A 13925-nucleotide genomic window follows, 5' to 3' on the forward strand; every position below is an offset into this window, starting at 1 on the left:
GTGCTGGCTGGGGTCGCCGTGTATGTGGGTGCCGCCGCGCGAGCGCGCGACGGCACCCACATACACGGCGACCCCAGCCAGCACCGCAACCCCGCAACGACCTCAACGCCTGCGATCGCGTCCGAAGGCAGGTGTCGAGCGAAGCGAGAAACCTGATCGCGCAGCGAGCCCCTGGGCGAGCCGGAGCGATGCAGCGATCGCGCGCATTGCCCGTTGAAGGGAAGGCCCTCCAGGGCCTGACCGCCGAGGGGAATGCCATAAACTCCACCCGTGGTGCGGGATAGGGATGCCCGCCGGTCCGAGGCGGCCAGGTGCGTGGCCGGTGCGGCTTGTGGAGTCGGCCCGGCGCTCGGCGGCGCCTGGGCGGATGCGGCGTGAGACGCGTCAAACGCGCGGTCGCGCTGGCCGCCCTGCTGCCCTGTTTCGCGCTGGCGGCGCCGACGACCCTGATGCCGCCGGCCACGGCGTCGGCGCAGGCGCTGCAGCGGGCACAGGTGGGGGTCGCGCTCACGAAGGTGAGCCCGAAGACGGTCCGCGACAACTCCAGGATCGAGATCTCGGGGCTGGCGAAGAACCGTACGGGTGAGCAGCTCGGCGGGCTCACGCTGCGGCTGCGCTACAGCGCGCAGCCGGTCCTCAGCCGGAGCCAGCTCGACCAGTTCGCGACCGGCCAGCCGAACCTGATGCCCAATGTGGGCCCGCAGCAGCAGCTCGCGAGCGCGGCCGCCCCGGGCGCGACGCAGAAATGGACGTTCCAGACCAGCGCCAAGGCCCTGCGGCTGAACGCCCCGGCCGGCGCCCCGGGCGTGTACCCGGTGGGCGTCGAGGTGCTGAACTCGGCGCAGCAGGTGGTCGGCGGGCTGACGACGTTCCTGACGTTCATGCCGAAGCAGCGGCACTTCAAGCAGGTGGCGGTCAGCTGGGTGTGGCCGCTGGTCGACCGGATGCACCGGACCGACGACCAGACGTTCTTCGACGACGCGCTCACCGGCGACATGTCGCCCGACGGGCGGCTCGGCTCGCTCGTCGACGCCGCCGCCGCGACGGACACGCCCGTCACGTGGGGGATCGACCCGGCCCTGCTGGACGACGCGCAGCGCATGGCGTCCGGCGAGTACACCGTGGAGCCGTTCGGCGCGCAGAAGGCGACGAAGAAGGAGAAGAGCGCGGTCGCGGCGGCGTGGCTGGCGGCGCTGAAGAACGCGTCCAAGGGCGACCCGTACTTCACCCTGCCGTACGGCGACCCCGACGTCGTCGCCCTGATCCGCCACAAGATGCCCCGCGACATCGCCGTCGCGTTCGCCGCCCGCAACACCGGTGTCGCGACACAGGTCCTCGGCCGGGCGGCGGACGCGGACGTCGCCTGGCCGCCGTTCGGCGCGGCCGGCCCTGGAACGCTTGAACGGCTCGCCGAGCACGCGCTGAAGGACGGCGGGTCGTTCCTGATGAGCAGCTCGCAGTTCCAGCCCGCGCAGACGGGGGAGCTGCCGAACGCGGCCACGAAGGTGCGGACGAGGGCGGGCGAGCAGGACGCCCTGCTGTTCGACGAGAAACTCAACAAGATCGTCAGCGAGGGGTCGCGGACGGCCTACGGCGCGCTGCTGACCGAGCAGCGCTTCCTCGCCGAGACGGCGATGATCGCGGCGGAGGCGCCGAACCAGCAGCGCACCGTGGTCGTCGCTCCCGACCGGCACTGGAACCCGGCGCCGGGCCTCGCGGAGAAGCTGCTGAAGTACACCGGGGACGCGGCCTGGCTCCGCGAGCTGCCGCTGGACAGGATCGAGTCCACCGCCCCGCAGGTCAGGGCGTTCAACGGCTACCCCGACGCCTTCGAGCGGTTCGAGGTGGGGGACGCGCACCTCGCGCAGATCCGGGCGCTGGCCCGCCGCGCGGCGACGTTCCAGTCGGTGATGACGAACGACGTCAACATCTCCTACGAGCGCGCTCTGCTGCGCCTGACGTCGGTGTCGTGGCGGGCGATGCCGGGTCGCGCGAAGCAGTCCCGCAACGCGCTCACGCATCAGCTCGAGACCGACATGAGCCGGGTCCGCATCGTCACCACGAAGAACAAACGGGTGCTGATGGGGGGCAGCTCCGGCAAGCTTCCGGTGCTCGTGGAGAACACGCTGCACAACCAGTCGGTGAAGGTGCGGCTCGTCGCGACGTCCGAGAACACCGCGAAGCTCCAGCTCGCGCAACTGGACCCGGAGGAGGCGGTCATCGAGCTGCGGCCCGGGGAGCGGGCGCAGCGGTGGATTCCGGCGCAGGCGGCGGGCAACGGGAACTTCCGCGTCCGCCTCGACCTGGCGATCCCGAACTCCGGCGGACGGACGCTCGGGAACGGCGAGACCATCACGGTCGTCACGACCGGATACGGGCGTATCGCACTGCTCATCACCGGTGGCGGACTTGCCGTACTCTTCGTGGGCGTCGGAGTGCGGGCCATCAGAGCAAGGCGCCGCCGGAAAGCGGAGGCAGCCGGTGACGGAGTGGGACCAGCAGGGACGCCCCCCGGGACGGGAGGGCCGGGGTACGGGTTCCCCGGCGCAGGGCTCGCAGGGCCCGGGCTACCCACCCCCGGGCTCTCCGGGACACCCGGGGCAGGGCTACCCGGCGCAGGGAGCCCCCCAGGGTCCGCCGCCGGGCCCACCACAGGGACCGCCCCAGGGGCCGCCGGGCCAGGGGCACCCGGGATGGACGCCGCAGCCCCCCGGGACGGGATACCCGAGCCCGCCGCCGACGGGAACTCCCCCGGGCGCGGCGGGCGCACCGCCGGCGACGGAGAACCCCGCGGCGGAGACCGCGATTGACATCCCCCTCCCCGGCGGGAGGGGAGGCGGCGGGGAACCGCCGGTGGGCACGCTTCCAGGCGGCGGCCCGGGGGAGCCCCCCAAGGTGGGCGGCACCGGCCAGGCGACCGGGGGCGGCGGCGGCCTGCTGCGCTCCGGCGCGATCATGGCGGTGGGGACGCTCGCGTCCCGCATCACCGGGTTCCTGCGGACGGCGGTCATCGTCGCCGCGCTCGGCACCGGGATGCTCGCCAACGCCTACAACACCGCCAACACGATCCCCAACCAGATCTACGACCTGCTGCTCGGCGGCATCCTCGTCAGCGTCATCGTCCCGCTGCTGGTACGGGCCAAGGAACGCGACCCCGAGTACGGCGAGCAGTACGAGCAGCGGGTGTTCACCCTCGCGGTGATCGGCCTCGGCGTCCTCACCGTGGTCGCGGTGCTGTGCGCGCCGCTGTTCATCGACATCCTGGCGGGCAGCTTCACCGACGACCAGCGGGACGTCGCGATCCTGTTCGCGCGGTTCTTCCTGCCCCAGCTCTTCTTCTACGGGGTCGGCGCGTTCGCCGGGGCGATCCTCAACACCCGCGGCAGTTTCGGCGCCCCGATGTGGGCGCCCGTGCTGAACAACCTCGTGGTGATCGGCATCGGCGGCGCGTTCCTGGCGATCACGGCCGGGCCGGTCACCCCGTCCGACATCACCGACGGCCAGATGATGCTGCTGTCCCTGGGCACCACCGGCGGGATCGTGCTGCAGACGGTCGCGCTGTGGCCGTCCCTGCGCCGGGTCGGGTTCCGGTGGCGGCCGCGCCTGAACTTCCAGCGCGGCGAGATCGGCGAGGTCGGGCGGCTGGCCGGCTGGACGCTGGTGTACGTCGTCGCCACCCAGGCCGCGCTCGCCGTCGTGACGGCGCTGGCGAACCGCGCCGGAAACCTCGCGGTGGACGAGGGCATCGGCGAGGGCTACGGGTACACGCCGTACTTCAACGCCTACCAGCTCTTCCAGCTGCCGTACGCCATCGTCGGCGTCTCGGTGATCACCGCGCTGCTGCCGCGGATGAGCCGGTTCGCCGCCGAGGGCAAGACCGCCGACGTGCGCGCCGCGTTCTCCACCGGGCTGCGGCTCTCCTCGTTGATCATCATGCCGGCGGCGGCGCTGATGCTGGTGCTCGGCCCGGAGATCACCACGGTGCTGTTCGCGCACGGCAACACCTCGGCCGAGGACGCCCTGGTCATCGCGCGGGTGATGCAGATGTTCGCGATCGCGCTGGTGCCGTTCTCGATCTACCAGCTGATGCTGCGGGTCTTCTACGCCCACCGCGACACCAGGACACCGGCGCTGATCGGCATGGTCACCGTCACGACCAACATCATCATGGCGTTCACCGCCTACAACGTCCTCGACGTCGAATGGATCGTGGTCGGCATCGCCGGCGGGTTCGCGATCACCAACGTGGTCGGCACCCTGACCTGCTGGCTGGTGCTGCGCCGCAAGCTCGGCGGCGTCGACGGTCGCCGCATCGTCGGCGGCCACCTGAAGCTGGCCGTCGCGCTCTGGCCGCTGATCGGGTTCGCCTACGCCGCGCACACCGTCGCCGACGCCCTCGGCGACACCTCCACATTGGTCCCCGCGCTCGTCACGCTGGTCGTCGGCTCCGCCGGCGGCGGCGCGCTGTACCTGGTCTTCGCGAAGCTCCTGCGGGTGGAAGAGATCCAGACGGCAATCTCCACCTTCGCCCGGAAACTGCCCGGCCGCTGACCTCCGCGCCCGGAAAGCGGGGCAAAGTAAAAAGGACGCGCGGCGATAAGGCGGGCCACTCGTGCGAGTAGCCACTACCATGTGGGGGACTACGGCTTGCGGGGCGACACCCTGGGGAACGCAAAGAGGAGGGTCGGAGGCGTAAGCTGCCACGCCACTAACATGGGATCTGACCACCTGTGCAGGACGCTGCCGTGAGCACGTCCGTCATCGAGCCCGGCACACGTCTCGCCGGCCGCTACCGGCTTGAGGAACGCATCAGCGACTCAGGCGGATCGAGCCTCTGGAAGGCCATCGACGAGATCCTCGCCCGGGCCGTCGCCGTCCGCACCTTCGACCCGAAGTTCCCCCGGATCGGCGAGGTGGTCACCTCCGCCCGCGCCGCCAGCCGGCTCACCGACCCGCGGCTCACCCAGGTGTTCGACGCCGACGACAGCGGCGAGAGCGCCTACGTCGTCAGCGAGTGGGTCGCCGGCGAGACGCTGGAGGGGATGCTGGCCAAGGCGCCGCTGGAGCCCGGCCGCGCCGCGACGCTGCTGTACGAGGCGTCCGAGGCCATCGCCGCCGCGCACGCCGCGGGCCTGTCGCACCTGTGCCTCACGCCCCGCGACCTCGTCTGGACGACCGGCGGCACCGTGAAGCTCCTCGGCGTCGCGACCAACGCCGTCCTCGCCGACCTGCACTCCGACGACCCCGGCGGCGACGACGTCCGCGGCCTCGGCCGGATGCTGTACGCGGCGCTCACCGCGCACTGGCCCGGCGACGAGAGCGGGTCCGCCCTGCCCGCCGCGCCCGGGGCCGACGGCGTCCCGTACGCGCCCCGGCAAGTCCAGGCCGGGATCTCGCAGGCGGTCGACGCGATCGTGTGCCGCTGCCTCGGCATCGGCCGGGCCGAGCCGATCGCGTCCCCCGCCGACCTGGCCAAGGCGCTGCGCGGCGTCCCCCGGACCCCGCTGCCGCTGTTCGCCGGGCTCGGCAACGCCCAGCCGCCGGCCCCGCGGCCCGCCGCTCCCCGCCGCGCGACGGCGACGACGACGCGGCCGGACCAGCCGTCCGCACGCGAGCGGAGCCACGCCTCGCACGTCCCACCGCCGCGGACGCGCGCCCAGCACGCCGACTACGCGCCGCCGTCGGCGTCCTCGTCCACCCGCACGACACCGGCCCGCCGTGGCGCCCACGGTAGCGGCACCGGTTCCGGGCCCCTCGGCAACCGTGCCCTCCTCGGCGTCGCCGCGGCGGCGCTCACCGTCATCGTCGGCATCGGCGTCTGGGCACTGTCCAGCGGCGGCGACGACCCGAACGACGGCGGCGCCACCGACCCGGGCCAGCAGAGCGCGCAGCCGAAGCCGTCCGTGGTGAAGCTGGACGCGCAGGGCGCGACCCCTTTCCAGGACTCGCGCCCCACCAACCAGGACACCGCCATCGGCCGCGACACCGAAACGGTCATCGACGGCCGGCCGAGCGGCGACTGGTCGACCCAGCGGTACGCCGACGCCAACTTCGGCAACTACTCCAAGGGCCTCGGCGTCCTGCTCGACATGGGCAAGCCGGTCAAGATCGCCAACGTCAAGATCCATTCGCCGGTCAGCGGCGGCACGCTGCAGGTCAAGGTCGGCGACTCCCAGTCGCTGAGCGGCCTGAAGACGGTGGGGCAGCAGTCGCCCAACGGCGACGAGATCACCATCACCGCCAACCCCCACGTCACCGGGCAGTACGTCCTCGTCTGGTTCACCAAGCTCCCCACGTCCCCGGCCAAGGGCAGGCTGGGCGAGGTCACCGTCTACGGCGCGGCGGGCTGAACTCCCTCGTTACCGTGCCGCTGAGCTGTGACGTGGAGTGGCGCATGTCTGTATCGTGCCTGTGAGCAGATTGTCCCCTCGCCCCCAGGAACCTGTGGTGCATTCCCCAGCAGCCGGTCGTGGACGCCCCGCACCGACCGGGCGTCCAGAACACGAAAGCGGCCGCCCATGACATCGGTGAGCACGCGTCGCGTCGACGAGGTGCCCGACAAGGAGCTCCTCGCCCGCCACGCCCAAGGGGATCCGCACGCGTTCGCCGAACTCGTGCACCGCCACCGCGACCGCATGTGGGCCGTCGCGCTGCGGACCATCGGCGACCCGGAGGAGGCGGCGGACGCGCTGCAGGACGCCTGCCTCTCGGCGTTCCGCGCCGCCGCACGGTTCCGCGGCGACGCCGCCGTCACCACCTGGCTGCACCGGATCGTCGTCAACGCCTGCCTGGACCGCATCAGGCGCAAGTCCGTCCGCCCGGCGACGCCGATGGGCGACGACGCCACGTTCGACGCCGTCGCGCCGAAGATGCCCGACCCGACCGACGCGCACGGCGTCTCCCTCGACGTCACCACGGCGCTGCAGCAGCTCCCGTACGAGCAGCGCGCCGCCCTCGTCCTCGTCGACATGATGGGCTACTCCGTCGACGACGCCGCGCAGGTCATGGAGGTACCGCCCGGAACGATCAAGAGCCGGTGCGCGCGGGGTCGCGCCAGGCTCGCGCCGCTTCTCGTGCATCACCGGAACCGACGGGAACACAAAAACGTCGGAGGTGTGGAAGGAGGTGGCATGCCCAAGTGAACCCCGCACATCTTGACTACGACGTCCTGGCCGACCTGGCCGAGGGACTGCTCGAAGACGACGAAGCCGCCTCCGTCAGCGCGCACCTCGATACCTGCGCCGATTGCCGTGACCTGTCCGCCGACCTTGCGGACGTGTCCCGGATCCTGGCGGAGGCACCCGTGCCGTCCATGCCCGCCGAACTGGCCGAGCGCATCGACACCGCGATCGCCGCGGAGTCGCTGAACACGGCCACCGTGGTGAGCATGGAGCAGCGGCGCGGAAGGCGGCATTGGCGGATACTCTCGGTCGCCGCCGCGGCCGTGATCGTGGCCGGCGGCGGAGCGGCGGTCGGCTCGATCGCCCTGGACGGGGCGGACGGCGACGACGGCGCGGCGAACACCCCGGCGCAGCAGGACAGCGCCGGCTCGGCCGAGGTGGGGCCGAAGGCGGCCGTTCCACCGCCCGCACCGGCCTTCAAGGTCGCCCGCAGCGGCACCGACTACCGGGCCGGAGAGCTCGGCTCGCAGGTCGCCGAGCTCCTGGACAGCGGCCGGCAGGTCGGCGCGACGGACCCGGCCGGCCCGCGGCTCAGGGGCTGCGTCTCCGCCGTCACCCAGGGGACGGCTCCCGAACTCGTCGACCAGGCCGCCTACGAAGGGAAGCCCGCCTACGTCATCGCCGCCCGCGGCGACGGATCCGGCAAGTGGAACATCTGGGTCGTCGGCCCGGACTGCTCCGCCGGCGACCCGGGCGTCCTGAAGACGTTGAAGAACACCTGACCCGCCGCTGCAGACCCCGCCGCTGCAGAACCGCCGCCCGCGCTGTCAGCAGGAATCCAGGAAGTTTAGGGCGATCGTCCAGGCGCGTTCGGCGGCCTCGGCGTCGTGGTCGGGCAGGTCCGGGTCGGTGAACAGGTGCCCGGCGCCCCGGTAGCGGAAGATCTCCACGTCCGCGCCCGCGCGGCGCATCCGCAGGTACCAGGCGTTCAGCCAGTCGACCGGCTCATAGGTGTCGGGATCGGCGACGTGCAGCTGGACCGGGATGTCGGTGGAGACGTCGTCCGCCATGTCGGACGTGCCGTGCATCAGCAGCAGCCCACCGGCCTTGGCGTCCGCGAACGCGAGGTTCTGGGCGAGCGAACCACCGAGGGAGAACCCCGCGTACACGAGGCCGCCCTCGTTCACCAGCGGCGCGGCCGCCGCCACGGCACGCCGCAGCAGCTCGTCCCGCCCGATCTCCTCCTTGATCTCGATGCCCGCCTCGGGCGTGTCGACGACCCGCCCGTCGTAGAGGTCGGGAACATGCACCTGATGCCCGGCCCCGCGCAGCAGCTCCGCCGCCTGAAGCACCGCCGGCCGCAACCCGTACATCGAGTGGAGAAGCAGAACACGCGCCATGCCCCACACCTTATGACCAAACCATGTGACGGCCCGGCCCATCGCGATCACGTCCGAAGGAGCACACCCCCACGCGCTGGGGCGGGGCCGAAGCGGCAACGCCGTCCTTGCCGGCCGGTCCTGCACGCACAGCAGGTTTCGAGCCTGCGAGAACCTGATCATGCAGCGAGCCCGCCGGGCGGCGAGACGGGGCGCCGCCGCGATCGCACCGCGGTGGCCGGCGGTGGAAGGCGACGCCACGGGAGCCGCGATGGCCGCGCCGACGTGGCGGGAATCAGCGGGGCCTAGGATCGGTTGACGCGACTAGCTGCACAGGTGGCCATGGAGGAGAGGCGCAGAACAGTGAGCGACGTCCGTAACGTCATCATCATCGGATCGGGCCCCGCGGGCTACACGGCCGCCGTCTACGCCGCCCGCGGCGACCTGAAACCGCTGGTGTTCGAGGGTTCGGTGACGGCAGGTGGCGCCCTGATGAACACCACCGATGTGGAGAACTTCCCCGGCTTCCCGGACGGCATCCTGGGCCCGGACCTCATGGACAACCTGCGCAAGCAGGCCGAGCGATTCGGCGCCGAGCTCATCACCGACGACGTCACCGAGGTCGACCTCACCGCGGACCCCAAGGTCGTCAAGGTCGGCGACGAGACCTACCTCGCCAGGACCGTGATCGTCGCGACCGGCTCCGGGTACCGGGAGCTGGGCCTGCCGGACGAGAAGCGCCTGTCGGGACGCGGCGTGTCCTGGTGCGCGACCTGTGACGGCTTCTTCTTCCGCGAGCAGGACATCGCCGTCGTCGGCGGCGGCGACACCGCGATGGAAGAGGCGATCTTCCTGACCAAGTTCGCCCGCTCCGTCACCGTGATCCACCGCCGCGACCAGCTGCGCGCCTCCAAGATCATGCAGGAGCGCGCGTTCGCCAACGAGAAGATCAGGTTCCTGTGGGACAGCGAGGTCACCGGCATCAGCGGCGACGACCGCGTCACCGGCGTGGCCGTCCGGAACACGAAGACCGGTGAGGCGTCCGCGCTGGAGGTCACCGGCCTGTTCATCGCGATCGGCCACGACCCGCGCAGCGAGCTCTTCGCCGGCCAGCTGGAGACCGACACCGACGGGTACCTGCTCGTCGACGCCCCGACCACGAAGACGAAGGTCCCCGGCGTGTTCGCCTGTGGAGACGTGGTCGACCACATCTATCGTCAGGCCGTCACCGCCGCCGGCACCGGCTGCGCGGCCGCCATCGACGCCGAGCGGTGGCTCCAGGACCAGGACGCCGCGGACAACGTCCCGCAGTCCTGAGCCACCGCATCACCGCATCACCGCGTCACCGCCGGACGCTTCTCGTGCGCCGGAGGCCCGGTAGCCCGGTCCACCCGCGTCCGGCCTCCGGACACGACCGCCAGACACGCGCGGAGTCCCGCCTGCGCGCGAGAACAGAAGGAGAACCATGAAAGCCGTGACCGACGCCGACTTCACGTCCGAGGTCCTGGAAAACGACAAGCCCGTTCTCGTCGACTTCTGGGCCGAGTGGTGCGGCCCCTGCCGCATGGTCGCGCCGATCCTGGAGGAGATCTCCAAGGAGCACGGCGACAAGATCGAGATCGTCAAGCTCAACATCGACGAAAACCCGCAGGTGCCGCAGAAGTACGGCATCATGCAGATCCCGACGATGAACGTCTACAAGGGCGGCGAGGTCGTCAAGCAGATCATGGGCGCCAAGCCCAAGGCGGCCCTGCTGAAGGACCTCTCCGAGTTCATCTGACCCCACCGTCACCGCGCCGTGTGGCCCGCACTCCCCGAGGAGCGCGGGCCACACGTGTTTCCGGGCTACAGGCGTTTCCGGGCTACAGGCGTTTCCGGGCTACAGGCGTTTCCGAACAGCACTCGTCCCAGAGTGCGTCTTCGGAGGACGCGGCCTTGCCCAGCACGCATGCCCCAGAGGCCCGCATGCCCCAGAAGCGTGTCCCAATAGCGTGTTCCCGAAAAGCGTGCCCCGCCCACCCAGGGGGCGGACCCGCTTACCTTCATCGTCAAGCCTCACCAAGACATGGGGAAGCGAAAACGCGTCCTGTGGATAACCCGCCCGGGAGAAACACCCGCGCCGGGGAGGGTGATCGGACGCGGGTGACGCAGGAACGTCGTCGTAGGGCTGAGAGAGTCCTAGACGGGTCGTAGAGCGCCTTCCGGGGTCATGGAGCCGAGGAGGCGTTCCAAGGCCACCTCGACGTCCTCACGCCACGAGAGGGCCGACTTCAGCTCCAGCCGTAGCCGCGGATACCGGTGATGCGGGCGGACGGTCTTGAAGCCGACCGACAGCAGGTAGTCGGCGGGCACCATGCACCCGCCCTCCTCGCCCTTCAGGTCGCCGAACGCCTCGATCGCCTTCACCGCGCGCCGGGTGAGGTCCTTCGCGACGCCCTGGACCAGCATCCGGCCGAGCCCGCCGCCCGCGAACTCCGGGAGGATGTGCCCGGTCATCAGCAGCACCGCGTCCGCGCTGACGGGGCTCGTCGGGAACGCCACCGAGCGCGGGACGTACAGCGGCGGCGCGTACATCACGAACCCCGCGGGGACGTTGTCCACGTACACGATCTTTCCGCAGCTGCCCCATTCGAGCAGCGTCGAGGAGGTCCACGCCTCCTTCTCCAGGGCGGAGTCACCGGTCTCCAGCGCCCGGTCCCGGCTGACCGGGTCGAGTTCCCAGAACACGCAGCCGCGGCATCGGTGCGGCAGATCGCCGAGATTGTCCAGCGTGATGTTGACCAGACGACGCGACACCGGGTCGGCACCCCCTGTTGCGATCGAAACCTGCGGCCGGGCCGGGCCGTCGGCTTCTCGGGCGGAACGCCACTCGCGGAAATCCCCGGAAACATTCCGGGGTCCTCGGGCATCGTATCGGACAGGGGGTTCCTACCCCGATGGCGCGCCCGGCAAGGATCTTGTGCCGGGACCGCCCGCCCGGGGCGTCGCGGCGAGGGGACGAACCGAGACGGCGCACCAGGGTCCGCGCCGGATCGCCCCCGCCGATGGCGTAGTTTGCAGGGCAAGCCAGTCCACCTCGGAGGTGCCTCGTGGAACAGCACTCGCGCACAGATGCCTACACCGATCGCTACGCCGCGCGCGCCGCCGGCATGGTTCCCTCCGAGATCCGGGCTCTGTTCGCGATGGCCGCTCGTCCCGAGGTGGTCTCACTCGCCGGGGGGATGCCGTACGTCTCCGCGCTCCCCCTCGACGCCGTCGGTGAGATGGTCGGGGAGCTGGTCGCGGGCAAGGGCGCGGACGTCCTGCAGTACGGCTCCGCGCAGGGCGACGAGCGGCTCCGCGAGCACATCTGCGAGGTGATGTCCCTCGAAGGCGTCCAGGCGTCCGCGGACGACGTCGTCGTCACCGTCGGCGCCCAGCAGGCGCTCGACCTCATCACCAAGATCTTCGTTGACCCGGGCGACGTCATCCTCGCCGAAGCGCCCTCCTACGTCGGCGCGCTCGGCACGTTCGCGTCGTATCAGGCGGACGTCGTGCACGTCCCCCTCGACAACGCGGGCCTCATTCCCAGCGCGCTCCGCGAGACCCTCGCGCGGCTGCGCCGGGAGGGACGTTCGGTCAAGTTCCTCTACTCCGTCCCCACGTTCCAGAACCCCGCGGGCGTCACCCTCACCACCGCGCGCCGCGCGCAGATCCTCGAAATCTGCGCCGAATACGACGTGCTGGTCGTCGAGGACAACCCGTACGGGCTCCTCGGTTTCGAGGGCGAACCCATGCGGGCGCTGCGCGCGGACGACCCGGACCGCGTCATCTACCTCGGCTCGTTCTCCAAGACGATCGCCTCCGGCCTCCGCGTCGGCTGGGTGCTGGCGCCGCACGCCGTCCGGGCCAAGCTCGTGCTGGCCGCCGAATCCGCGATCCTGTGCCCGTCGAACTTCTCCCAGTTCGCCGTCCGGGAGTACCTCGCCACGCAGCCGTGGCGGGAGCAGATCAAGGACTTCCGTGAGCTCTACCGGGCCCGCCGGGACGCGATGCTCGACTCCCTTGAGCAGCTCATGCCGGACGGCTGCACTTGGACACGTCCCAACGGAGGCTTCTTCGTCTGGGTGACGCTTCCCGAGGGCCTCGACGCGAAGGCCATGGCGCCCCGCGCGATCGCCGAACGCGTCGCGTACGTCCCGGGGACGGGCTTCTTCGCCGACGGCACCGGCCACCGCCACATGCGGCTCTCCTACTGCTTCCCCGAGCCAGGCCGGATCCGCGAGGGCGTCCGGCGGCTCGCGGGAGTGGTGGAGGATGAGATCCGGCTCCGGGACATCTTCGGCGAGGCCGTCACGGACGGCTCCACCGGCTTCCAGGCTCCCGGTCCGGACGTCGTCTGAATGTTTCACGTGAAACGCGTCGGCCTCGGCGACCGGGAGGCCGGCGCTTTCGTTTCGCACCCCGTCACGTAGAGGAGTACCAACCAGTGGAACTCGGGCATGTCGTCGTCCTGGCCGGGGGCCTCTCCTACGAGCGGGAGGTCTCGCTCCGCTCAGGCCGCCGAGTATCGGACGCACTGCGCGCCCTCGACATCCCCGTCGAACTTCGCGACGCGGACGCCACACTCCTCGACTCCCTCACCGAGGACCCGCCGGACGCGGTGTTCCCCGTCCTGCACGGCGCGGCGGGTGAGGACGGCTCGATCCGGGACATCCTCGAACTCCTGGACGTCCCCTACGTCGGCGCCCGTCCCGATGCCTGCCGCGTCGCCTGGGACAAGCCCACCGCCAAGTCCGTGGTGCGCCGGGCCGACCTCCGGACCCCCAAGTCGGTCGCGCTCCCCAAGGAGATCTTCCACGACCTCGGCGCGGCGTCCGTGCTGGACCGAATCATCCGCAGCCTCGGCCTGCCCCTGTTCGTGAAGCCCACCCGGGGCGGCTCGGCTCTCGGCGCCTCCGTCGTCCATGACGCCGCCGACCTCTCCGCCGCCATGGTCGGCTGCTTCGCCTACGGCGACTCCGCGCTCGTCGAGCAGTACGTCTCCGGCACCGAGGTCGCCGTCAGCGTCATCGAACGCGACGGCGTCCCCACAGCGCTCCCCGCCGTCGAGATCGTCGCCCCCGGCGGACGCTACGACTACACCGCCCGCTACGACGCCGGCGATACAGAGTTCATCACCCCGGCCCGCCTCACCCCGGACGCCACGGCCCGCGCCACCGCCGCCGCCGTCACGGCCCACCGCGCCCTCGGCCTCCGCGACCTCTCCCGTACCGACCTCATCGTCTCCTCCGACGGCGAAGTCCACTTCCTCGAAGTCAACGTCGCCCCCGGCATGACCGAGACGAGCCTCTTCCCCAGAGCCATTAGCGGAGCCGACCTAGACCTGGGCGAAGTCTGCCGAGACCTACTCTCCGCCCGCCTCACCTGAACCTCCCCCGCCCCC

11 protein-coding genes are annotated in these 13925 nt (G+C 71.2%); 9 read left to right on the top strand and 2 right to left on the bottom strand.

Annotation, left to right across the window (positions count from 1 at the left end; genetic code table 11):
* Nucleotides 1–374: 374 nt before the first annotated feature.
* From E1289_RS31035 to E1289_RS31055, 5 genes are all read left to right on the top strand, one after another.
* Complete coding sequence (locus E1289_RS31035; protein ID WP_131986567.1) at nt 375–2810, top strand: DUF6049 family protein; 2436 nt, start codon at nt 375–377, stop codon at nt 2808–2810.
* A 43-nt stretch (nt 2811–2853) separates the two neighbouring features.
* Nucleotides 2854–4551 (top strand): murein biosynthesis integral membrane protein MurJ, encoded by a 1698-nt coding sequence (gene murJ / locus E1289_RS31040; RefSeq protein ID WP_243713265.1) that lies wholly within the window; start codon nt 2854–2856, stop codon nt 4549–4551.
* Nucleotides 4552–4745: 194 nt separating this feature from the next.
* Nucleotides 4746–6350, top strand: a complete 1605-nt coding sequence (locus tag E1289_RS31045) for a protein kinase family protein (RefSeq protein ID WP_131986569.1) — start codon at nt 4746–4748, stop codon at nt 6348–6350.
* A 168-nt stretch (nt 6351–6518) separates the two neighbouring features.
* A complete protein-coding gene (sigM, locus tag E1289_RS31050) occupies nt 6519–7142 on the top strand; it encodes an RNA polymerase sigma factor SigM (RefSeq protein WP_131986571.1) in 624 nt (207 codons plus the stop codon).
* A complete protein-coding gene (locus E1289_RS31055; protein WP_131986573.1) occupies nt 7139–7903 on the top strand; it encodes a zf-HC2 domain-containing protein in 765 nt (254 codons plus the stop codon). Before sigM ends, E1289_RS31055 begins: the two co-directional genes overlap by 4 nt.
* Before the next feature lie 45 nt (nt 7904–7948).
* Here the strand turns inward: E1289_RS31055 and E1289_RS31060 are convergent, their stop codons facing one another.
* Entirely contained in the window at nt 7949–8521 is a 573-nt protein-coding gene (locus E1289_RS31060; RefSeq protein ID WP_131986575.1) for a dienelactone hydrolase family protein, read from the bottom strand.
* A gap of 342 nt (nt 8522–8863) precedes the next feature.
* On the opposite strand from E1289_RS31060, the gene trxB reads away from it, so the two are divergent.
* A complete protein-coding gene (gene trxB, locus E1289_RS31065) occupies nt 8864–9817 on the top strand; it encodes a thioredoxin-disulfide reductase (protein WP_131986577.1) in 954 nt (317 codons plus the stop codon).
* 148 nt (nt 9818–9965) lie between these two features.
* Nucleotides 9966–10280: a thioredoxin gene (gene trxA, locus E1289_RS31070; RefSeq protein ID WP_131986579.1), complete on the top strand. Its 315-nt coding sequence runs from the start codon at nt 9966–9968 to the stop codon at nt 10278–10280.
* A 398-nt stretch (nt 10281–10678) separates the two neighbouring features.
* On the opposite strand, the gene E1289_RS31075 is transcribed toward trxA, so the two are convergent.
* Entirely contained in the window at nt 10679–11296 is a 618-nt protein-coding gene (locus tag E1289_RS31075) for a GNAT family N-acetyltransferase (RefSeq protein ID WP_131986581.1), read from the bottom strand.
* Between the two features lie 293 nt (nt 11297–11589).
* Here E1289_RS31075 and E1289_RS31080 point away from each other — a divergent pair, with 293 nt between their 5' ends.
* Both E1289_RS31080 and E1289_RS31085 read left to right on the top strand, forming a co-directional pair.
* Complete coding sequence (locus E1289_RS31080; RefSeq protein WP_243713266.1) at nt 11590–12882, top strand: PLP-dependent aminotransferase family protein; 1293 nt, start codon at nt 11590–11592, stop codon at nt 12880–12882.
* Between the two features lie 86 nt (nt 12883–12968).
* Nucleotides 12969–13910 (top strand): D-alanine--D-alanine ligase, encoded by a 942-nt coding sequence (locus E1289_RS31085; RefSeq protein ID WP_131986583.1) that lies wholly within the window; start codon nt 12969–12971, stop codon nt 13908–13910.
* The last annotated feature ends 15 nt before the right edge of the window (nt 13911–13925 follow it).

Origin of the sequence: Actinomadura sp. 6K520 (genome assembly GCF_004349245.1) — a bacterium.
Taxonomy (GTDB): Bacteria; Actinomycetota; Actinomycetes; order Streptosporangiales; family Streptosporangiaceae; genus Spirillospora.

Bases quoted from the DNA above. Each gene is read 5' to 3' on its own strand.
- sigM (WP_131986571.1), top strand. From the start codon at position 6,519: ATGACATCGGTGAGCACGCGTCGCGTCGACGAGGTGCCCGACAAGGAG.
- E1289_RS31060 (WP_131986575.1), bottom strand. From the start codon at position 8,521: ATGGCGCGTGTTCTGCTTCTCCACTCGATGTACGGGTTGCGGCCGGCG.
- trxA (WP_131986579.1), top strand. From the start codon at position 9,966: ATGAAAGCCGTGACCGACGCCGACTTCACGTCCGAGGTCCTGGAAAAC.